The 21,518-nt window shown below is 68.5% G+C and carries 18 protein-coding genes; 5 read left to right on the forward strand and 13 right to left on the reverse strand.

The genetic code is table 11. The features are described from left to right. Positions 1 to 105 precede the first annotated feature (105 nt). The 4 genes from LQ51_RS12705 to LQ51_RS12720 form a co-directional block, all read right to left on the reverse strand. Entirely contained in the window at positions 106 to 417 is a 312-nt protein-coding gene (locus LQ51_RS12705; protein ID WP_156313066.1) for a hypothetical protein, read from the reverse strand. 268 nt (positions 418 to 685) lie between these two features. Further along, positions 686 to 1,213, reverse strand: a complete 528-nt coding sequence (locus tag LQ51_RS12710; RefSeq protein ID WP_046565437.1) for a hypothetical protein — start codon at positions 1,211 to 1,213, stop codon at positions 686 to 688. A gap of 435 nt (positions 1,214 to 1,648) precedes the next feature. Next, positions 1,649 to 3,649: an AfsR/SARP family transcriptional regulator gene (locus LQ51_RS12715; RefSeq protein WP_046565587.1), complete on the reverse strand. Its 2,001-nt coding sequence runs from the start codon at positions 3,647 to 3,649 to the stop codon at positions 1,649 to 1,651. Between the two features lie 49 nt (positions 3,650 to 3,698). Further along, complete coding sequence (locus LQ51_RS12720; protein WP_231605727.1) at positions 3,699 to 5,507, reverse strand: Hsp70 family protein; 1,809 nt, start codon at positions 5,505 to 5,507, stop codon at positions 3,699 to 3,701. Between the two features lie 259 nt (positions 5,508 to 5,766). On the opposite strand from LQ51_RS12720, the gene LQ51_RS12725 reads away from it, so the two are divergent. Next, positions 5,767 to 6,783: a DUF6745 domain-containing protein gene (locus LQ51_RS12725; protein ID WP_156313067.1), complete on the forward strand. Its 1,017-nt coding sequence runs from the start codon at positions 5,767 to 5,769 to the stop codon at positions 6,781 to 6,783. A 99-nt stretch (positions 6,784 to 6,882) separates the two neighbouring features. Here the strand turns inward: LQ51_RS12725 and LQ51_RS12730 are convergent, their stop codons facing one another. Next, entirely contained in the window at positions 6,883 to 7,557 is a 675-nt protein-coding gene (locus tag LQ51_RS12730) for an HNH endonuclease family protein (protein WP_046565442.1), read from the reverse strand. A 639-nt stretch (positions 7,558 to 8,196) separates the two neighbouring features. Between LQ51_RS12730 and LQ51_RS12735 the strand changes: the two genes are divergently transcribed. Both LQ51_RS12735 and LQ51_RS12740 read left to right on the forward strand, forming a co-directional pair. Then, entirely contained in the window at positions 8,197 to 8,394 is a 198-nt protein-coding gene (locus tag LQ51_RS12735; protein ID WP_046565445.1) for a hypothetical protein, read from the forward strand. A gap of 63 nt (positions 8,395 to 8,457) precedes the next feature. Next, a complete protein-coding gene (locus LQ51_RS12740) occupies positions 8,458 to 8,742 on the forward strand; it encodes a hypothetical protein (protein ID WP_231605728.1) in 285 nt (94 codons plus the stop codon). Positions 8,743 to 9,629: 887 nt separating this feature from the next. Here the strand turns inward: LQ51_RS12740 and LQ51_RS12745 are convergent. After that, positions 9,630 to 10,760 carry a DUF4236 domain-containing protein gene (locus LQ51_RS12745; RefSeq protein ID WP_156313068.1) on the reverse strand — a complete coding sequence of 377 codons (1,131 nt, stop codon included), beginning with the start codon at positions 10,758 to 10,760 and terminating at the stop codon, positions 9,630 to 9,632. 951 nt (positions 10,761 to 11,711) lie between these two features. Between LQ51_RS12745 and LQ51_RS31995 the strand changes: the two genes are divergently transcribed. Next, positions 11,712 to 12,197 (forward strand): hypothetical protein, encoded by a 486-nt coding sequence (locus LQ51_RS31995; RefSeq protein WP_082159399.1) that lies wholly within the window; start codon positions 11,712 to 11,714, stop codon positions 12,195 to 12,197. Between the two features lie 1,128 nt (positions 12,198 to 13,325). Continuing rightward, positions 13,326 to 13,772, forward strand: coding sequence for an NUDIX domain-containing protein (locus LQ51_RS12755; RefSeq protein ID WP_046565451.1), 447 nt, complete (start codon positions 13,326 to 13,328; stop codon positions 13,770 to 13,772). Here the strand turns inward: LQ51_RS12755 and LQ51_RS32000 are convergent. From LQ51_RS32000 to LQ51_RS31240, 7 genes are read right to left on the reverse strand one after another with little or no spacing between them, the layout of a single operon-like run. Further along, positions 13,755 to 14,342: a histidine phosphatase family protein gene (locus LQ51_RS32000; RefSeq protein WP_082159400.1), complete on the reverse strand. Its 588-nt coding sequence runs from the start codon at positions 14,340 to 14,342 to the stop codon at positions 13,755 to 13,757. The two genes, LQ51_RS12755 and LQ51_RS32000, sit on opposite strands and share 18 nt — an antisense overlap. Then, a complete protein-coding gene (locus tag LQ51_RS12760; RefSeq protein ID WP_046565453.1) occupies positions 14,339 to 15,085 on the reverse strand; it encodes an SDR family NAD(P)-dependent oxidoreductase in 747 nt (248 codons plus the stop codon). The genes LQ51_RS32000 and LQ51_RS12760 overlap by 4 nt, the downstream gene beginning before the upstream one ends. Further along, positions 15,082 to 16,215: a hypothetical protein gene (locus LQ51_RS12765; protein ID WP_046565455.1), complete on the reverse strand. Its 1,134-nt coding sequence runs from the start codon at positions 16,213 to 16,215 to the stop codon at positions 15,082 to 15,084. Before LQ51_RS12765 ends, LQ51_RS12760 begins: the two co-directional genes overlap by 4 nt. Further along, the gene (locus tag LQ51_RS12770) at positions 16,212 to 17,288 is read right to left on the reverse strand and encodes a glycosyltransferase family 9 protein (protein WP_046565456.1); all 1,077 of its coding nucleotides are present in this window, start codon (positions 17,286 to 17,288) and stop codon (positions 16,212 to 16,214) included. Before LQ51_RS12770 ends, LQ51_RS12765 begins: the two co-directional genes overlap by 4 nt. Continuing rightward, positions 17,285 to 17,839 (reverse strand): phosphoribosyltransferase, encoded by a 555-nt coding sequence (locus tag LQ51_RS12775; RefSeq protein WP_046565458.1) that lies wholly within the window; start codon positions 17,837 to 17,839, stop codon positions 17,285 to 17,287. Before LQ51_RS12775 ends, LQ51_RS12770 begins: the two co-directional genes overlap by 4 nt. Beyond that, positions 17,836 to 19,743 carry a hypothetical protein gene (locus LQ51_RS12780; protein WP_052744857.1) on the reverse strand — a complete coding sequence of 636 codons (1,908 nt, stop codon included), beginning with the start codon at positions 19,741 to 19,743 and terminating at the stop codon, positions 17,836 to 17,838. Before LQ51_RS12780 ends, LQ51_RS12775 begins: the two co-directional genes overlap by 4 nt. After that, positions 19,740 to 21,503, reverse strand: coding sequence for a DUF4254 domain-containing protein (locus LQ51_RS31240; protein ID WP_197087683.1), 1,764 nt, complete (start codon positions 21,501 to 21,503; stop codon positions 19,740 to 19,742). Before LQ51_RS31240 ends, LQ51_RS12780 begins: the two co-directional genes overlap by 4 nt. Positions 21,504 to 21,518: the final 15 nt, after the last annotated feature.

Consider the following 21,518-nt stretch of genomic DNA (forward strand, 5'->3'; position numbering starts at 1 on the left):
CGGCCTAACTGAACGACGTTGGGGCTAGCGCCCGGATCGCGGTAGATCCGCGAACCCGATCGAGGCTACCTTAGTGCTGCGCACGGCTGGCTTCGACGGCGGCTTTCACCAGGATTCGAGACGATCCGCACGTTGCTGGGCGAATGCCGGACGACCGGCAACCCAGATCGTTACGTCCGTGGCGATCCTGCTGCGGTCGTTCGAGACGTACAGCTCGTGCTCGCGGGTCTTAGCATCGCGCAGTTCGATCTCGAAGCCGCCCGCCTCGACGATGCTGATGACGACGTACCACTCCTGGCCGTTGCCAGCCTGCTCGATCGTGAGGAACGTGTTGTCGCGGCTGTCAAGGTCGCCCATCGCTTCGAAGATCGCGTCTTCCGAGGGTGCGTCGATGACCACACCGGACTCCGGCTCCAAGCGAACGACGCTAGCGTCAGTGCCAGTCACAGCCTCTCCTGCCGAAGTCCCTCGCGGCGGGCGCAGCATACCGGCGTGCGGCCTTCCCGGTGCGCGCTCATCGGCACGTGCCTGCACGAGGATCGAACCGACACTTGCGCCGGACGTCTACGGATAGTGACGCGAGTTCTTGCCTTCCGGCGCGCCCGCTCGGCGGCATGAGAGTGCACGGCGTGGCAGGGCTCCGTCTCGAGCGGTCGCGCTGCGGAACGTGGCCGTCGTGAGGTATTCAGTCGCCGGAGAATCCACAGAAGTGGATGTGGTCGGGCTGACCGTCACGGTAGCTGATCACATACGTGCCGAACCACCGCTCCCGCAAACCCCCACCGGCCTTTATCCACTCCTGGACCTGGCTTGACTGTGGCGTCGTGCTACCGAAGGCCTCGATCAGCTCTTCACTGGTCAGCGGGGACACCGTAGCGAAGTCGGGGCGATCAGACACGCCATTGACCATGTCGATGATCGAATGTGTCCCGGAGTGCGGTTGCGCGGCAAAGAGGGTGTCCGGGTCGACGGGCACCGGCCGGCGCTTGCGTTCCCGCCAGTCCTCGATGATCGCGTCGTTGAAGCCGTCGTCGTCGTTGCGCGGATCCAACCGGGCCCCAAACTCCTCCTCCGTCAGCTCCAGGTCGGGGTCGCCCTCGACAGACTCCCGGTAGTACTCGCCGCGGTCGTACACCTTCTGGCGCAGCTGCCGGAGCGCAGCGCCCACGTCCTGCTGGTAGTCCGCCCTGTAGCGCCACGCCGAAGCGCCCATTGATGTTCCCTTCCTCGACCGATCCGTGGGACGGCATCATGGCATGGGCATGCGGCACTTCGCGGCTCCGGGCACCGACCCTGCTGCTCACCGGGGTGGTTAGCCAGAGTCAGGCTTGCGTCCGACGTATTGTGGCTGCGGCCGTCCATCGGGATTTGATGAGGTCCCTTCCAGCGTCAGCTTCATGCACTCTTCTCGATCCGGACACCACCGGGGCTCGGCGAACGTCGCTGTGTGTAGTCGATGATTCGTGCGTGCGGGCGGCGGCTCGACCATCAGCTCGCCGCTGAGCTTGCGGATGTCGATGGCCGCTGTGTACTCGGTGGCGTAGGCGGCCCTGCACTGCAACTCGTACGCCGACACCACCGGGATCAGCTGCTGACAGGTGCGCTGCAGGGGCGAAATTCGTGCTGCGGACGGGGTGGGCGGCTGGGGTCAGCGTGGTGTGGGCGCGTGTTGCTCGCTGACGCGGATACCGGCGAGGTGGAGCCGCTTCTGGTAGGCGTGCAGGAGTCGGGCGGCGGCGTCGGCGTCGCCGAGCGCCTCGAGTTGGTCGGCGGCTAGCTGGTGCAGCGTGTGGTTGTAGGGGTCGACGCGGATGGCGTCCTGGAGGAGCCGCAGCCGGTGCTGGGGTTCGGTTTGTGCCGCGGCGGCGCTGGCGTAGGCGTCGAGGACGAGGCGACGGGCGGCCTCGCGTGGCGGGTCGATCCAGGCCCAGGTGTGGCCGGCGGCGAGGTCACCGGTGTAGGTGTCGATGACCGTTTGCCAGGCGGGTGTGGGGTCGGTGAGGGTGGTGGCGGCGTGGTGGGCGGCGGCGTGCAGCCGCCACAGGTCGACGTCGACTCGGTCGGGGTTCAGGTGGTAGCGGTCGTCGGTGTGCGCGACGACGGTGGCGCTGGTGGCGGTGCGGATGGCGGCGCGTAGGTCGCTGAGGGTGGTGTAGAGGCGGCCGGTGACGGCATGGGCGGACAGCCCGGGCCAGATGGCCTGAACGAGGTCTGTGGTGGTGGCGCCCTCGGGGTTCACGGCGAGGAACACCAGCACTTGCAGGGCGGCGCTGCGGCGGATCGTGACGGGCTCGCCGCCGGCGAGGAGAGCGGGCCGGCCGAGGATCCGCACCTGGACACGGGCGCTCGTGACCGCCGGGATGTCGGGCGCCGCCCGACGGTCGCTGCCGGCTTGGCGGGGAATCCGGGCGTGGCCGGTTTCGGGTAGCTGCCAGAGCGGCGGAGCCGGTTCGGTGATGGGGTACTGCCGTTGGCGGGCGGGGTGGGCGATGACGGCGAGCAGGTCCGTCGCGGTGGTGCGGTTGAGGACGCAGAGCCGCGGTCCTGCCTGCCCGGTGTGCTCGTCGCGGGTGTGGCCGTGGCGGTCGATGCTCCAGGTGGTCACGGCCGGTCCGGCGCCGAGGATCACGACGGTCGCGCCCGCGTCGTGCATGGTCGCGATTTGGGCGGCTGTCGGAGCGTTCGGCGGGTCGGTGAGCAGCAGCAGGTCCGGGTGGATGGGTTCCTCGTCGGGATCGGGTGGTGCGGTGTTGAGGGAAGGGAGCATTGCGGCGGCTTGGTCGACGGTGTCGACGACGCGCAGGCCGGGGATCGCGGCGTCCGTGGCGATGTTGGGTAGGAGGGTGGTGAGGGTGGTGTGGGTGATGAGCAGCCGGGTCGTGTCGTGTGGGTCTCGCAGCGTGGTGAGGAGTTGGATGAGCAGGATGCCGCGGGCGGCGTCCGTGGCGCCGTCTCCGGTGAGGGCCACGCAGGGTGTGGGCAGGATGGGCAGCCCGGAGGTGGCGGATGCCGGTGATGGCTGCGGGGTGTCTGCGTCGATGAGGGCGGCGCGCATCGTGGTGACGGTGGCCGGCAGCGGTGCCAACTCCGCGGGCTCGGTGGGGGATTGTCCGGGTTGGTAGGCGCGGCGGCGGCGCAGCCACACCAGGGCGGCCGCGGCGGCGATCTGCTGGGCGACGGCGTCGGGTAGCCAGCCGCCGGGCACGGTGATGCCGCCGCTGGTCCGGGGCTCGACAACGTCGGACTGCGGGTGGAGGGTGCCGGTAGAGGCCGGGACCGGCGGGGTCGGCGGGTCGACGGTGGGGATGTGGGCGGTGTGGAGGGCGGCGGCGCCGGCCATGCTGGTGGCGGCGGCTTGCCAGGGTGTGGGCAGCGGCAGGCGGCGCAGCCATCGGGCGCGGGCGCGTGCCCGGCGGGCGGCGGTCACCGCGACGGTGCTGGCCAGGCCCAGCCACACCAGCCAGGCCAGACAGGTGAGGCCGGCGGTGAGGGTGTGCTGGTTCAGCGGGTCGGCGATCCAGCCCTGCAGTTGGGCCTCGGTGGGCCAGCCGGGCAGCGGCGGGCCGGCGAGGGTGGTCAACAGCCACGGCGGCGCGACCAGCAGCGTCACGACGAACGCGGCCGACACCACCCGCTGGGGCCACCTCATCTGCTCCGCTCCCACCCGGTGATCTGGTCGCCGGCCGCGGCCTGTCGGTTCATGCGGCCGGCCGGCTCGGTGTCGGGGTTTGGGGGCGCAGGAGGCGGGTCCACAGTTGGCGCAGCCACCACCCGGCCACAGCGATCGCGTAGATCACCCCGAGGATGCCGGAGGCGGGCCAGCTGACCAGCGCGGCGGTGATGACCGCAAGAGGGGCGCCGAGGACCAGCCGCAGGATCGGCTGGGACACGAGGGCCATGACGGTGCCGATGCCGAGGAGCAGGCCGCCGACGCGTCCGGCGAGGTCGATCCACAGGACCATGGTCGGCCAGCGGTCGGCGGTCAGCGAGTACTGGATGAACGCCATGCCGAGCGCGGCGGTGATCACCGAGCCGGTGGGGAACGCGAGCAGCTTCGACCAGCCGCCGGGTGGGGTGCGCCATTGTCGCGCGGCTACGACGGCCGTGACCGCGGCGGGGGCGACGATCGGGGCGATGGGCAGCAGTGTCCAGCGGAGGAACCCGCCGACGGGGTCGCCGATGTAGAGGCTTGCGAGGACGGCGTACATGCCGGTGATGGCGACGCCGAGGGATGCCGACGCCAGGATTCCGGTGCCCGTCTGGGAACCGGGGCTGGCGGAGGGGCCGGGTGTGAGGGTGGTGCGGGCGGCGATGGCGGAGGCGAGGACCGTGCCGGCGCCGAGGCTGGCGATCACGGCGAAGACGGCGGCGACGGCGAGTTCACCCCAGTTGAGCAGCGCCCACTTGTCCCAGAGGCTGCCGTTCCATTGGGGGGTGAGCAGGAACTGGGAGATCAGTGCGAGCGAGGCGAAGCCGGGCACGGCGACCGCGACCGCCCGCCGTACCGGCGGTACCGGCTCGTCCACCAGCGGCTGCCCAGCCGTGGCGTCGGCGGCGCCGGCGTCCGCAGCCCCGCGGACCGCCGCGAGTCCAGGATCGGTGAGCACGACGGGGGTTATCCCGGTGGTTTCGGTGAGGGCCTTTTCCAGCAGCGGCATGCGAGCAACACCGCCGACGCAATAGACGCCTGCGAGGTCTTCGGCCCGGAGTTCCGCGGCCGCGATCGCCTCGTTCGTCAGGTGAGCGGCGCGGTGCAGGATCGGGTGGGCGGCCTGTTCGAGCAGGCCGCTGGTCAGCACCACGGCTGATCCCTGCGGCTGAGGGATCGTGACCGCGACGTGGTCGGTCAGGGCGTGCTTGCCGGTACGGACGCTGGCCAGCAGCGCCCACCGTTCACCGTCGCCTTGCGCGGGGCTGGTGGCGGTGAGCAGGCTGGCGAGGGCGTCGTCGATGGCGGTGCCGCCGGCGGCCGGGTCGGCCAGGGTGGCGAGGACCTCGAAGCCGGCCGGGCCGCGTCGCAGGACGCTGACCTCCGCCCCGGCGCCGACATCACAGACGGCGATGAACGATCCGACCGGCAGCTGCACCCCCGTGGCAAGGAGGTGCGCGGCGACCGCTACCGGCGCTTCGACCAGCGTGGGTTGGGGCAGGCCTGCCCGGTGCGCGGCGTGACGCATCCACGTGCGGCGTCTGGGGCCCCACCCCGCGGGCACGACCAGCCGCACATCCTCAATCTCGGATCCGGCGGCCTGCTGCGCCTCGTAGGTGACTCGGCGCAGGGTTGCCGCGACCAGGTCGAGGGGGTCGACGTCCACGTCGGCGACGCTCAGCCGCTGGTCGGGCGGCTGCCGCGGGGTCGGAATGAACCGGTCGGGAGCGGCGGCGGCGGCCTGCCACGCCTGGTGGCCCGTCAACGTCTCCCCGCCCGGGGAAAGCAGGACGGCGCTGGGCAGTTCGGGTTCCCCGTCGAACAGCAGCGGTGTCCAGGTGCCGTCCGGCCATGCCAAAACGGCGCTGGTGCTGGCGCTTCCGCAGTCGATCGCTAGCCGCGCCTGCCCCGCTCGCATAGATCCCAGTCAAACATGAGGATCATGTTCACGTCACCCGTGAATTACTCACCGCCACGAACCAGGGTACGCAACTCCCGTCGTGGCAGCCGCAACGATCCGAGCCACTGCCCCGGCGGAACCTGGCCGGCGTGCCCGGCCAACCACGACTTGACCCACCACCCCACCGTCGAAGCCAACCGGCAAACGGTTGTCTGTATTGGAGGAGGCCATGACGTCAGCCATCTACCCGATGACAGCGCCCGCACAAGCCGTCGCGGACCGGTGGACGCAGGCGGCGTTGTCCTGCGAGCCCGCCGACCATGCGCGCGCCGAGGCCGCCGCTCGTCTCGCCTACCAGGCGGCAGCCAAGCCCGACCCGTCCCGCTTCCTCTGGTGCCCCTCTCCCCCGGCCGCCGTCGAACACCTACGACGCCTCCTCGACGACGGCCACAGCTCGCTGGTCAGCTCGGTGCGGCGCGGCAACCTCAACCAGTCCCTGGCCACGGCCCGGGCACCCATCTGGGAGCACACCAGCGAGCGCGACCAATTCACCGCCTTCGGCGACTTCCACCAGTTCATGGAGTGGACCGGCTACTACGGCGAACAGCGCTACGACGGCCTCGAAGCCCGATACGACCTCATGGAATACCCGTACCGCTGCAACCCCGTCACCGAGCCCGAACGCACCACCCTCAAGCCGGTGCTCGACACCGTGCGACGGGTGTACAGGCTCGTGCAGGGCCCGGTCTGGGCGGCCATCGACCGGAACCTCACCGCCAGCTACACCATGCAGCCCGCCTGGTTTCGGGACAGCGCACGCATCATCGTCGACCAGGACGACGAAGGGCACGCCGTCGTCCGGTACTGCCTCAACCCGCGCGACTGGTTCTTCGACCCAGCCTGGAACTACTACCCCGACTGGCTCCTGCTCGCCACCATCGACACCTACCAGACGGTCCTCGGCGCCGCGCCGGATGCCGCGTGGGAAGGATGCCGGGAGGTGGCTTTGGCCGCCGGGCCCTGGTGGCCGCTCACCGACGTCGCCATCATCAGCGAACGCCCCTCCGTCCTGCGGGTCAACGCACACGGCCAGCTGCACGCCGAGGACGGGCCGGCAGTCGTCTGGCCCGACGGCAGCCAAGTGTGGGCGCGCGACGGCAAGGTGCTCCCGTCGCCGTCGCCAGCCGACGCCGGGGCGGCAGGCACTTCGAGCCAAGGCCGCTACGGCTGCTGAACGGCGGCGCCAGCGGTGAAGGGTAACCGGACATTCGCGCCGGCCGTGGCTGCCCTTCACCGCGTCGGGCGCGGCTATCTGATCAGCCTGGAACAGGTGTCAGGAGGCGCAGGTGTTCAGCATGCTCTGCAGGGCGGACTTCTCGGCAGACTGCAGGCTCAGGCCCCAGCTGTACTTCACGGTGATCCACATCTTGCTGTAGGTGCAGCGGTACGACGACAGCGGCGGCTGCCAGGTCGACGGGTCCTGGTCGCCCTTGGACTGGTTGACGTTGTCGGTCACGGCGATCAACTGCGGGCGGGTGAGGTCGTTGGCGAAACTCTGCCGCCGGCTGGTCGTCCAACTACTGGCACCTGACCGCCACGCCTCGGCCAAGGGCACCACATGGTCGATGTCGACGTCGGCGGCGGCGGTCCAGGTCGCGCCGTCGTACGGGCTGTACCAGCGTCCCGACACCGCCGCGCAGCTGCTGTCGGTGACCACGGACGTGCCGTCGCGCTTGAGGACAGTCTCGCGGGTGTTGCAGGTCCCGCTGATGGTGATCCAGTGCGGGAACAGGTCACGGGAGTATCCGCTCGTCGATCCTTCGCTCTTGACGGTGAGGGCGTTGAGCTGCGACTGAGCGGTGGCCTTGGAGGGGATTCCCGGAGGTGTGGCCATGGCCGGCTGAGCGTCGACGGCGAGCAGGCAGACGCCGGTGAGGGCGGCAGTGGCCGCAGCGGCAAGACCGCGGCGCCAGAGTGGGGATCGGGTTTGCTGTCGGGTGACTCGCATGAAGGCCTCCTCGACGACGGGCTGGACAGCGACCGTCTCGCCCGATCATGTCCATTGAAGGTCGCCTGTGTGAAGAGGGTGAAAGGCGTCTGCGAATACTGGCATCGGGATCGCACGCCAGCCGGGCTGGCAGGTGACCACATCAGCGGACCTCGCCGACTACCGGCGGGAGTACCAGCCCGGTGGGTGCCGCGTGGCTCGGGTCAAGGAGATGATCCGCAAGCGCTGCGGCGGAAACACCTTCGCGGTCCTCGCAGACGACGAGAACGGGTGCGCACAGACACAGCGCGCCACGTGCGGTGACCGTGCCTTGCTCCGCGGGCAGCCCCGACTACTGGCAGGACGCCGACCGTGACGAATGCGCGTGCCCGTGCGGCGGCAAAGCCTTCCAGGTCGCCGTGGGTTCGCTCTGCGCGCCGACGGTGAGGTGCGGTCGATCAGCGGTGTAGACGTCAAGGACTCCATCCTCTGCGCAGCGCAGCCTCGACGCGACTAGAAGATCAACTACTCCCCCACCGTTCACCTCCTGATCGGTGCGGCATGACCGCCACGTCTCACCTGCACTCGTGAGCTTAGGGGCCGCCTGCGCGACGTGGCGTTGAGCGGGTCGGGTCGTCGCCGATTACGTACGGTCGGGGAATGGACGTGCTGCTGCGCGGCGGGCCGGGTGATGGACAAGTGGTGTCCGGCGGCGGTGAGACCGTGGTGTGGGGGACATGTCTGTACGAGATCACGTCCGAGCGGGGTCTTCGGCAGGGGCGTGATCTGCACGTGTACCGCCACCGTCCCGACTGCTGCGAACCCTACGGTCGGGGCGCCGAGGACCGCTGCGAGTGACCTGTACGCCCGTCGGATCCCACCCCACCTTCCCCGATGTTCGAACATGCGTACGATCACCTGGTGCAGGAGGTGATCCGACGGTACTGGAACGGGGTGTGGGGGCGCTTGGCGCGCCGGGACGTGTGGCTGGTGCGGCAGACCCGCTGGATGGTCGTCGCCCGCGCTGGGGACACCGAGACGGGCAAGGTCCTGCGCTGGGAGTTCGACGCGGAGCCGGAGGCCGTGCGCATGGTCGAGCGTCTGCTGCGCGCCGACACCGCCGGGCAGTGGCGGGAGCAGACTGGTGGTAGGCCGTTGACGCCGCCGCGGCGAAGCCAGCGGCCGGAGTCGACGGCTGCGGAATGACGGCTCAGTCCGTGCTCTCTGATGGGTCCGCTCGCCCGCCAGAAACGAAGATCGTAATGGGTCCGCCTTGCGGCCTGTGTCGCTCCAGCACCTCAGTCTTCTCCCGCTCCGGTTCGCTGGCTATACCACAAGACACCGGCCCCGAATGCGTTATTCACAGGCAGCCGTGTCTGTCCACAGGACGGCGTCAGGTGCTGGTAGGCGACGCTGGTCGCTGGTGAAGTTGCTCCAGTGCCGCCGTAAGGGACCAAGGAGGCGGGCCGGGGAGGAGAACAGCCATGGTGAGACGAGGCAGACGATCAGCACGCAGGGACGAGACCGTGGTTCCGGACCGCGTCGCTCCGATGACCGGACTCATCAGCGCGCTCGCGGGACTTGTCGCGGCGGCTGCGGCGCTGCTGACCGCGATCAGCGCGACCGGGCGGCCCTGATGCCCGCCAGAGAAGCATGGTTCCTCGGAGGGCCTGTCGATGGCCGTCTGGCACCCGTCGAGGTCGACGAAACCGGCTTGCTCCCACTGGCCCTGCTACTCCCGCAGACAGGGTTCCATGTTGGGTCACGGGTGGAGCCGGCTGCGACCATCACGCATCAGTACCTACGCGATGACGACGAAACCGATCCGCCGGTCTACCGGTACGCGGGACGACTGGACACCCGCCGATAACCGCAGCAGGAATGATCATCGCCTCTGGCGAAGTAGCCGCGCGGCCAGGCGATCCAACGACTGGACTGGATCATGTTTCGTCACGGGAGCAAGCCGCTGTATGCATCTGGCCGGCAGGTAAGCCTCCGGCGCACAGTCTCAGCTGGCGTCCAAGGCGGTGGTTTTCAGCGCTGCGTTCGGGCTGGGGAGTCCCGGGTGCCGCATGGCAACCCCGCTACGGTGGTCAACGGTTAGTCAGTTCGGCAAGGTCCACAGCGTTGATGAGTTCGCTGAGTGCTGGCTCCCCCGCGAGGGTCACAGGCAGCAGTTCGCCGGTCCGTGCTCGCGGGTTGCGCAGCAGTTCGGTGCTGGTGTCCTCGACGATGGAGGCAGCGTCGGATTCCGCCCATCGCACGCCCTGTAGCGATGCGCGGTGGATCTTGGTGGCGAGAAGGCAAGACACCCGTGGTTTGCCATAGCTGTCCGGCCCGTCGTGGCGCAGCACGGCCACTCGCGCTGAGCCGATCGCGGGTGCGACCGCGAATGCTTCCCGCAGGGTGACGAGGACCTGGCCGCAGACGAACTGCTTGTAGTAGGCGGCGCGGTGGCGCTGGGACAACTTCCGTAGGGACAGGTTGCCGGCCTGGGTGGTGGTGGGCATACGCTCGGGCACGACCTGCTCGACGGTGGGCACGAGCACCACGAGGGAGACCTCGTCGCCGGTGACGCCGATCGCGGCGCTGGGTGCCTCGTTGTCTTCGAACGCTTCTTCGAGGGTTTCCAGGACGACGCCGGGGTCATTGCTGCACATCTGCTGCCACCGCCGGTCGAGGTATCGCTGCCAGCTGGCCTGCTGCTCGAGTAGGGTGGTCCACCGGCGCTGCACCTCGGCGTCGGTCCACTGCGCGGCGCGCTGTTTGGCCTGCGCGCGTTTGGTCCGCTCGAAGAACCCGATCCCTGCCAGGGCGTGCTGTTCGTAGTGCTTAAGGATGCTGACTCGGTCCGGTGGTGCGGGCTCGGGCGCCACCGGTGGGGTGGCGGCGGGGAAGTTCACCCGGTGCAGGTCGAGAATCCGCAGAAACGCCTGCGCCAGCTGCTGGGCCTCCTCCGCCCGCTGCGCCTGCACGGCTTGGCGCTGCTGCGCCGCGAGCTGCCGCTGATAGGCCGCCGCTGACGTACCGCGACTACCGGAACCGCTACGGCCGCGGCCTGCGCCGAGGGACGTGTAGAAGCCGACCGGACCGGCGCCGGTGGAGAAGCCGGTGCGGCCGCCACCGATATGGGCCCTGGCAGCCCGTGGGCCCAGACTCGTGCGGATCCCGCGTGACGAGGCGCGGACACGTACCCCGGGTGCCAACTTGATGGAGAACCCCACCCGCCGACCGTAAGGCCGGCAGTCAATATCCTGTTCACCCGGTCGTTCAAGGTCGGACGGACGAGTAGACGCTTCAGGAAGCCCGTTCACTCATCGTGGGCAGGGCCTTTGGGAACACGGCCACCCTCGTTCGGCCACGACTGGCGCAGCTCGGCGTTGCCGGCCCGGATGGGCCGCCCGGTGCCGTTACGTTCTTGCGCGCATGCGATGCCATCGAGGTATCTGGCCGGCGGTTCGATTCACGCTGCCCTCCACTCTCGTGTTAGGGATACCACTTGAAGAAGAGACTTACCGGGTTTGTCTCGGCCCCTGCTATCGCCGTCAGCGGGTCGTCGCCCGCCGCCTCGGCGCAGGCCGCCATCCCGCCGTAACGATCACTAAGGTCTACTACAGCTCGCCCGGCAGAAACACCAGAAGCAACCGCTACGGCGCCCGTCCTGGTAGGTGTGAGCAATATCCGGCGACGCCGCCTACCTGCCCAACTCCGTCGGCACTGGGATCGACTCCTGCTCCGAGGGCAGCAGCGGCAGCTACACCGACTGCTGACCCCCGCGCCTCAGGTCCGGACCACCGTCTCGGGGTGGGCCGGCGCTTGCCGTCTCCGACTTCCTCGCCACCCGTCTTCGTATTCGGGCCGGCAAGGTGTGACCGCTGCCCGAAATAAGGAGAGTCTCAACCCGACGACATGGTGACCGGCCGAAACGGCGACACTAATCGTGGCCGATCGGTTACTGACAACTCTTCACGCTGGTCACCACACTCGGACAGGTGACAAACCAGCCTCCGCACGACCCATGGGGCGAGCAGCCACCGCCTCCGCCTCCAGCCCCTTACCGGCCAGCCGCCACCCACGGCGCCAACGTCCCCCCGTACCCGACGGCACAATTCCCGCCAGCCGGAGGAAACCAGAGGTATGGACCGCCGGGACAGACCCTGCCGCCTACCGTCGGGATGAAGGCGGCCGGCGCGAAGGGGCCGAAGCGCCCTGTCACCCGGGGGCAGAAGGTCGCTGCAGGCTTCTTCGGAATCGCGCTGCTGTGCTGCTGCGGCAGCGGCATCGCCGCTTTCACCGACTCCGGCTCCGACAAGCCAGCCGCCAAGGCGTCCCCGACAGCCGTGCAGGCCCTGGCCGAGCCGGCCGTCTCCGCGTCGCCGAGTCTGGTGCCGACGACCAGCGCGCCGAGCCCGACATCAAAGCCCACCCCCAAGCCGACCCGGACCAGCCCCAAGCCGACCCGGACCAGCCCCAAGCCCGCTCCGAAGCGCACCACCAGCGCGCCGCGCACCACCAAGCCGACGACGGATTCGATCCGCACCGGCGTGCACGCTGGTGCCTTCTGCAGCCCAGCTGGCGCTCTGGGGCGCACCAGCACGGGCAAGCTGATGCGGTGCAAAACCTCGGCAACAGACAGCCGGCTCCGCTGGCGTGCCGCCTGAACGCCGTATGGGCCGAAAAAGATCAACACGCTCCAGGTCCATCAAGTCGGGATCGGTAGAGCAGTCGCCGATATCGCACGACGGGGAGGCCACGCGAGACTGGTCGGAAGACTGGTTTCCTTGGCCACCTCTGCTGATTGGTCAGACCTGGCAGATCCTGTCCTAGCCAAGGTGACGGCCAAGACGTCAGGAGACTGGCAGACGTCAATCACAGTCGGACGAGAATCGAGCGCCAGCGATGCCGCCAGAAGGGAGCGGTACTGGATTTCGTCGATCTAAGGGCCGAGCCGGGCTGACTTCTACGTCGCGCCAGCACGGTGGGTAGGGAACGAGATCATGAGACGGCACCAAGAGTTTCCGCTGCGAAACGGGGGAAAGCGGCCGATCAATCCCGACTCCGTGCAGCACAAGATCAAAGCCCAGTGGATTGAGCAGTGGCGGGGGCGCTGGGGATTATTCGGACTGTCGGACGACCGAACCATCGCGTGCACGTTCGGGACGTTATCCGGCTGGATCGACGGCAGCGACCCCGACGCCAACCTCAGTGCCTACTACCAGATCATTTCGGGACTTTGGCTCCCGCGGAGACGATCTTTGCGGGCGCAAGCTGCAGACTCTCGTGGTGCGCGGCGGGAGGTTGCACTCCACCTTTGCGGAGACGACCGGGTAGTGGGACCGATTCCGGTATTGCCGGCGGCCGTCGCGAAGCCCGACTCGATCGCAGCCATGGCGCCATGAGTCATCAAGCCACGTCCCGGTCGCCGCCATGCCCAGAAATGCACAACATGGCCACGAGCGACGCCACAGCAACGGTCACCTTCTGGTGCGGTCAATCCCACTTTGGCCGGCGGCACTGACCGGGCGCCCTCCGTGAGCGCCCACTCGCGGGCAAGCCATCGGTCGTCGTCGGTGGTCAGCCCGCTATAGCCAACAAACACCGACGGCAAGTGCCCTGGAACCAGGTCGAACCGCCATTGGCGGCAGCCGTATTAGCAGGTAACGAAGGCGCGGATGAGGCCTTTGGTGGAGCTGGATCACGGTAGGGCGCAGCGCCAAGTTCGTCCTCGCAAGACCTCACGGTGTAACTTCGACTCGCCTGTGCCATGGTAGCTGTTGATAGGAGTCAACATGCGTGAGGTTTTGCGTCGGTCGGTTCGGGCGATCCTGTGGGACGAACGCGATCAGCTGGTGTTGATTAAGAGGACAAAGCCCGGCCAAGCCCCATACTGGACCGCGCCCGGTGGCGGCCTTGAACCGACCGATGCATCCCTCGAGGCAGCCCTATGTCGTGAGCTGCGGGAAGAGTTGGGCGCAGAGGCAGAGCGGCTCAGCCAGGTGTTCTTGTTCAGCTCGCCGTCGGGCGAGGGGGTGTCCGTACAACACTTCGTCTCCTGCCGGCTCACACAGGTTGACGAGGGTGCGCGCACGGGCGCGGAGTTCACTGATCCGGGCCGTGGTGACTATGCCGTGGAGCGGGTGGCTGTCGACCGCCTTCCTGAGGTGGATCTAAGGCCTGAGGCCTTGAAGGATTTCATCATCGCAAACACTGACGCGTTGCTATCGGAGTTCAGCTAAAGCGGGCCAGATCCCTGCCGGTTCGAGCGCGAATCGGCGCGCGGCCTGGAATACCTCCGGGGGGCGGCTCGCTCCGGCGGTGATCGCTGCGACGGCGCCGATGAGCACTCGATGCGAGACGATCAAGGCGGCTCTTCCTTCGACTGGGTGTCCGAGGACCGTCGCGGCGGCCATCGCCCGTTTGTGAAGCGCTGAGAGGCTTTCTCCGCCGGCCAGGGTTGAGTCTGGGTGGCGGAGCCGGTTCGTGCGCCAGGTCCGGTACTCGGGCGGGTAGTCGTCAGGTCCTTTGCCGAGGACGCAGTCTGGGGCGCGCCACTCGGCGTACAGCGGGTTGGGAGCGGCGAGCGGCACGCCGAGCAGTGCGGCCAGGATCTCCGCGCTTATGGCGGCGCGCGGATGCGGGCTGGTCAACACGATTGCAGGCCGGACACCGCACTCACGAAGTGTGTGGGCGGTGGCGGCGATCTGTGCCGCGCCGCGCGCGGTGAGGGGCGTGTCGGGGCGGGCATGGGCGTGGGGGCGGGTGATTCCGTCGAGGCTGGTTCCGTGGCGGATCCAGAGGGTCGTCATGACAGGTGCCAGCCGCCGTCGGCGTTGATCGCTTGGCCGGTGATGAATCCCGCTTCCGAGGTGGCCAGGAAGGCGATGGCGGCGGCGACGTCCGAGGGTCGACCCCGTCGTTTGATGCACTGCCGGTCGAGCTGGCGCCGAACCATGGCCTCGTGATCGGGTACGACGCTGTGCTCTGCCGGGACCTCGATCGAGCCGGGCCGCACGGTGTTGACGGTGATGTTGTGGGGGCCGAGTTCGCGTGCGAGCGCGCGGACGAGTCCTTCCAGGCCGCTTTTCGCGGCGATGTAGCCGGCGAGGTCGACGCGCCCAAGCTGGGTCATGACTGAGGAGACAACGATGATTCGGCCGTAGTCGTTGGCGATGAGGGCTGGTGTGGCGGCGCGGATCGCGGCGGCGTGCGTGACGAGGTTGAGTTCGAGCTGGTCGCGTAGGACGTTGAGGTCCGTCCGGCTCCACGGGATGCGGGGGTACGCACCGGCGTTGCTGATCAGGACTGCGAGTTGGGTGGCGTGTTGCTCGATGGTGGCGCGGAGTGCGGTCTGGATGTCAGCAGCGGTCAGGTCACCGGTGACGGTGTGGGTCTGGGCGCCGTGGCGGCAAGCGGCTTTGACGACCGCGGCGAGGTTGGTGTCGTCGTAGCGGTGGGTCAGGACGAGATCGAAGTCGGCGGACAGCCGGGCGGCGATGGCCGCTCCGATTCCGGTGCCTGCTCCGGTGATGACGGCGATGGGGCGGCTCATAAGGGCGGCTCCGCTGGCGTCCGAGTGGTGAGTCCGAGGATCTGCTCCAGGTCGGCGTCGGGTGCGTAGAGGTCGGCGAGCAGGCCCAGCGACAGAGCAGCGTCGCGGGGTTCCAGGAGCTGTAGTGGGTATACGGCGAGGATCCGCATGGCGAGGTACGGGCGTATCCAGGTGAGTAGGTCGGTGGCGGCGGAGCGTGCGAGCGGCCGGGCGAGCGTCGTGAGGTATCGGGTGATGGCTTGCTGCCGGGCCGGCGATGGTTGGTGCTGGTAGTCGATGCCAACAGCCCGGTGGGAGAGTCTCTTGAGCCGTACGGTGGGTTCGACAGCTTCGGCGAGTGCCTTCCTGTGGTCGGCGTAGGCGTCGGTGTTGTAGCGAGGGACGAGCCAGGCGCCGTGCATTCTCTGGTACCAGAGGAAGCAGGCGATCTCGCCGGGGAGGGCGTTGAGGCCTGCGGTGGCGTAGTCGAACCAGACGGGCTGGTTGTCGACGTCGAGGCCGATGTTGAAGTCGGTGGGGTCGCCCTGGGTCATCGCGGCCCAGACCTGCTCGTCCGGGTGGAAGGCGTCGCGTAGCTCACCGAGGAGGGCAGGAAGGTCGAGCCGTCGGGGCTGTCCGTTGACCATGAGGGTGGTCTCCCGCAGCTCAGAGGGCCGGAGACCGTCGGCGTCGGTCAGTTTGAGCACGATCGGGTTGTGGCCGTAGTAGTGGTCCAGCCTGCCGCCAGGCTGGGCCCGGTCGCGGTAGAGCTTGCTGTTGGCGCGTGAGGCGGGGACTCGGCAGATGGTCGCGTCGATGGTTCGGCGGTAGTGGTGGAGCATCGCGCTGAGCCCACGGTCGAGGTTGGCCGCGCTGCCGAGGCCGGTGGACGTGAGGGCGTCGAGGAGCAGGCCGGTGTCGGGAAGATCGGGTTGGTGGCGGTCGTAGAGGGTGAGGGCCCAGTGCCCGATGCGGTGCTGGGAATGCAGCTTCGGTAGCCGGTAGTGGTGGCGGATTCGGTGGTGCCCGGCGACTTCGGCCGCAGCCTCCACGGGGTTCGGGTTCACCTTGACGAAGAGGCGGTGTGCGCCGATGTCGAGGTGGAAGGTGCGGTTCATGGTGAAGCGGCGGTAGCGGCCGACTCGGATCATCCTTGCCACCAGCCCGCGCACTGCCCGGCGAAGTCGGCTATGACCTTGGCGGGGATGGCGCGAAGGTCGCTCGCGGTGGACCAGAGAGTGTCGTCGTAGCGGTCTCGCATGGGACATGCGTCGGCGACCGACATCAGGTGCGAGAACGGGGTGGCCACCGCGTGGTGGCCTGCTGATCCGGTGATCCACTTGGCGTAGCCGTGCCGTCCGTAGAGGCCGACCACCTGCGGCTGGGTGCCGTCCCCTCGGATGGTCAGCGCGGCGAGATGGGTCAGGCCGGTGTCGTTGCCGATGACCAGTTCGGCGGCGGCGAACAGATCAATGCACTCGACCGCCGTTGGTCCATGAAGTACCTCGATCTGCCCGACGGATGCCGGTGGCTGGTGGCCCGGTGGTGTCACCAGGCTGAAGCGCCAGGCGCCCGAGTGGCGGGCCGACAGGTGGTCGGCGAGCGCGCCGAAGTTGTCGATGCCGTAGTCCTTACGGTCGGGGCGACTCGTCGTGGCCACGAAGATCACGTGGAGTGGCTTCGGCGCTGCGACCGACGACCGGAACCTGGGGGACGGGTCAGCGGATGCGGGAAGCCTGACGCCGAGGGCTTGCTCAACGTCGAGGTAGTAGCGCATCGGCAGCGCAGCATGGACCTCGACAATGTCGGCGTCGATGAGGTCGAGCAGCGTTGGAGGCGATTCCGGTACCGCGTCGAACTGCAAGGCGTCTTCGTTGCCGAGCGTGCCCAGTTGGTGCCCGTCGCCGCCCGTGACCGTGACTGGAAGGGTGCACCGGGCGATCAGGTCCGCCCGGCTGCCGGCGTACTCCAGGGTTTCAAACTGAGCGTATGTGGCGTCGTGAAGTGCCTGTGCCATGGCGAGGCCGAGCAGCAGGTCGCCGAGTCCGCGAGAGCCGAAGTCGACGCGCCACCCGGTCTCACGAACCGCGTCGAGGCGTGCCAGCCGGGGTAGGGTTTCTCCGTTGGCCCGGCGATACGGCAGAAGCCGGCCGAGCGGCGCCTGTTCACGTCGGACGACGTAGCGTCCGCCGCGGTGGCACACCGGCCCATCGACGAGGGTCACAGCGTTGTCAGTACGCACAGCGGGACCCCATTGCGGTCGAGTAGCTGCCGGCCCTCGCCAGCGGTGTCTTCGACGAGGCAGAGCGCGCCGGTGATGTCGGCGCCGGCCGCGCGAAGCGCCTCGACGAGATTAGCCAGAGTGAGCCCGGTGGTGATCTCGTCGTCCACGATGAGGACGCGTAGTCCTTCGAAGTCGCCGTAGGCGAAGACCTCAAGACGCCGGGCATGCGGCTCGTGGAACACGAGCTTCCCGGGTAGGTCGAGATTGACTTTCCAGGCGAGCCGATACTGGCTACCACTGGCCCAGGCCACCGCGATCGTCGGCACGATGCCGCCGGCATCAAGGCCCAGGAGAAGATCGTGCGGCCGGTACGCCGGGTGCTCGCACCATCGCTTCCACAAGCTGCTCCCCGTCGCAAGCACCTGTTCCGCGGCCACGTCGGTGCGGATGCCATCAAGGCCGTGGACGACCCGGATCGGACGAGTGGTGTCTCCCACCCCGAGCCGGGTCACCCGATCGGCGTGCAGAACCTCGTCAAAGGCGGTGGTCATCGAAAATCTGATCCTTCCGTCTGGGGCGTGTTGGACGCGACCAAGCAGGCGAGCACGTCGTGGTAGGCGAGGATTTTGGCGGCGGCTCCGCGAACCCGATGGGAGAGGATCTCGTCCTGTCGCCACCGGTCGCCACTGACCTCGGCCACCCCCGGGAGGTCGACGTCGGCGTCCGGATGGCTGGTGGTGAAGGCGAGACGGACCTCCTCGCTGGCGTCGAGGTTCACCCCATCGGCGCGCAGAATGATCTTCATGATCAGCACGACGTGCTTGTAGACCGCGCGGACATCGGGCTCGGGGTTCGCGGCGAGTCGCCGCAGCACCATCGCCACGAGCGGCAGCTCGCTGCGTGAGGCGCGGTCGTCGGCTGGTGCGTCGAAGGCGTTGAGTACGAGGTCGCTTCGGCGGTAGAGCAGGCCGCAGCCATCGCGGGCTATCTGCCGCACCGCGTGCAGTACCCGGGGTGGGACCAACCCGGCGAGCATCTCCCGGGTGGTGAACGACGACAGTGCGATCTTCTCCCCCGCCGGTCCGCTCCGGGGCACACGCCGGGTCTGAAGCCAGTGCAGCGGCAGCGTGTCGCGTACGACAAGGAGGTCGATGTCGCTCCATCCCGGTTGCCAGCCCTGATGGGCGAGGCTCCCCGTGGCGGCGACGAGCGCGGTCTCAGAATCGGTCAGCCTGGCGACGCAGTCCGCGAGAACCGCTTGCAGGGCCTCAGGTATGGCCGTGTCCGCATGCGGCGGAACCTTGGCCCCGGACCTGCGGTGAACAACTTCCGTAACCGCCCTCTTCAGCGCGGCCAGGCTGCGGCCGTTGTCGATGACCGTGTCGGCGATCGACGCGATGCGGTCTCCACCCCGGCTTCGCTTGATCGCGTCGCGGGCGGAGAGCGACTCCATGGCCTCGGTGGCGCGCTGCGCGCGGAGCCCGTCCGGAAGGCGGAGGAACATAATCTCGCAGCGCTCCCCCCAGATCCTGCGGAGATGTGCTGTGGCGTCGAAGCGGTGCGCGCTCTCCAGGCTGATCCGGTGCGAGCCCGGGTTCAGCGCGGCGAATCGAAGGATCTCCTCCGTGAGCATCTGCGCCTGGGTCAGCTCGTCCCATTCGCGATACGGATCGGCCACCCCGAGCCGATCGGCGGCAAGCTGCATGAGGTAGCCGATCTTCAGCCGGGTGGCTGTGTGCTCCGTGCGCAGCAACTCGCCGACCGTGCTCTTGCCGCTCTCCGACATACCAGCGAGCACCCACAGGTGCTGGATCCGGTCTGGCGGCAGCGGAACGACGGGCACGTCGAGTTGCGTCAGGACCTGGCGGATCTCGCGCTGCACGTCGAGGAGTGGGCGGTGCCCACGCACCACGGTGGCCTCGTACTCCCCGCCATCGACTTGAAGGGCGATCGCCTCGGCCAGTCGCCGCTGATACTCGACGTAGCGTTCGGTGGTCGGTACAGGCTCGCGTGCCACGGCATGGTGCGCCTCGGCTACCGGCTGGTCGCTGTGGCGCAGCAGCAGGTGCAGCTCACGGCGCGGCGCGGGGGCATAGCGGCGTGCTCTGGCCTCAACGTGGGCGAGCGCCTCGGCGGTGGATGTGCCATCCTTGACCGCCGCTGTCGCCGCGCAGGTCGCCACAAGCATCGGCCAACCGCGGTCCTCCAACGCCAAGGAGCCGCCGCCGGCACACCGTGCGGCGTGGGAACTGAAGACGAGGTCGATGTGTTCGTCGGTGGTGCTGTCGACGAACCACCACTGACTGAAGTCTCGTCGCGACACCTCGGCCCATCGCCGGTCCCACCGATCGACTGTCCCGGTGAACTCGACATCCGGCATCGCCGACGCCAACCAGCGGGCGTTCGTGGTCTTTCCGACGTTGTCAGCACCGTTGAGGGTGACGGCGGTCCTCATCGCGGCTCCCGATAGCTCTTGAGCGTGCGCCATTGAGGAATGCGGCGGCGACCTTCATGGATGTCGAGCACAAGGGTGTCGAAAGCTTCGGTGAGTTCGGTGTACTGCTGGAGCGCCACCGAGGGATCGACTTCGCTCGGGCCCAACTGGGCGGTCTCCGAGAATCGCCTCCACCGAACCCACGCGATGGCCAAGCGGTCGACCACGGAGCCGATCGTCTCGGTGTGCAACGGTGCCCCGCCCGGCGGCCGAATCACCTGCTCAACCCAAGAGTCGATCTCCCCGATGAGAGCCACCCGAGTGGCGTTGAGACGGTCGATCGATCTCTTGGCAGCAGCCACCACGTGGTCGTCAGCGGCCGGATCGCGGGAAATCGTCTCCGCTGCCCATTGTTCGCCGTGGTGCGAGGCGAGCCGGGACGCCGCGTGAAGGGGCACCGTCCAAACCTCTGGCAGAACCCGCGGACGGCCGCCAAACGTACTGATGATCAGGTCTGAGCTGGGCAGCGGTGTACCAGACTGCTGGTTAGGGATGAGTGGTGGGTCACCGACGGAACGGAGGGGCATTGGGTGGGCCTCCTTTGATCCTTCGCAGGTCTTGCTACGGGGCGCGGTCGGTGCCGAGGGCGGTGGTCGGCTCTCACCGTGCTCGTGGCGGTGACCCTTGGTGGCGCAGTCCTGTCGGATGCGGGTGAGGTGGTAGGTCATGCGGGCGGTGGTGGGGTTTCCGGGGTGCTCACGGCGCTGCGTGGCGATGGTGTCGGCGAGGAGGTCCTGGGCGGCTTGGCAGTGGCCGAGGTCGTGCAGGACGAGGGCTGTTGTGGCGTGAACGGCGAGGGTTCGGTGGCCGCGTGGGCCGTCGCTGCTCGCGAAGTGCTCGCCGAGCTGCCGATAAAGGTGGTACGCGCGCTGATGGTGACCGGCACTGCGGTGAGCGGCGGCGAACAGGTGCAGGGCGTGCAGACTGCGCCGGTGCGTGGGGCCGTAAAGGTGGTTGGCGCTGTGGTGGGCGTACCCGGCCCAGCGAATGGCGGCATCGAGCTCACCGATCCGCAGGTGCAGTGCGGCAAGAAGAGTGCCGGCTTCGGCATGCACCGCATGGGGTGCGGCGGTCGCGGGGTCGATGCCAGTGAGGCTGCCGTGCAGGAGTTGCCGGGCACGTAGGGGATCGCGGGCGGCGAGGTCGCGGGCAGCGGCGACACGCTTCGCGCGTTCGGTCTCCCGGCGGTCTGGGCTGGCCAACGGTGCCGCGCGCCAGGTCAGAGTCATATCGTGAGCGGCGGCGCCGACGGTGACGCAGGTCAGGATGCGGTGAGCGTGCATGGCGGCCAGGTGTGGGCGTGCCGGTGTCCCTGCGGGGAGAGGGATGATCCGTGGCGCGTGTCGCAGGATCGCTCGACCGACATGATCGGCGATGACGACGGCGTCGAGTGGCTTGGGCCAGCAGTCGTTTCCGCAGAGGTACGCCGGTGCCGCGGCGGCCGTCTCAGCCAGAGCCACCGCTTGATGGCAGAACTTGCAGCGCAGGAGTCCGGGGACCAGGTAGTCGTGCCGCGGTCCGGTGCCGTCCGCCCCTCGGTCCGCCTGCTGCGCCTGCGGAGCCGTGGCCTTGGTGACCCATTTCTGCACGATGCGGGGATCGAGGTCCATCTGGCGGGCGACAGTGGTGACGGCGCCGTAGGCCTTGACGATGCGGGCGTCGGCGACGCGCTGGACGACAGCGTCAACGAGGTCGGGCGGGTATCTGCTAGGGAAGGCCATGATCTGTCCTATGGG

It is taken from the genome of Micromonospora sp. HK10 (assembly GCF_000982955.1).
Lineage (GTDB): Bacteria > Actinomycetota > Actinomycetes > Mycobacteriales > Micromonosporaceae > Micromonospora.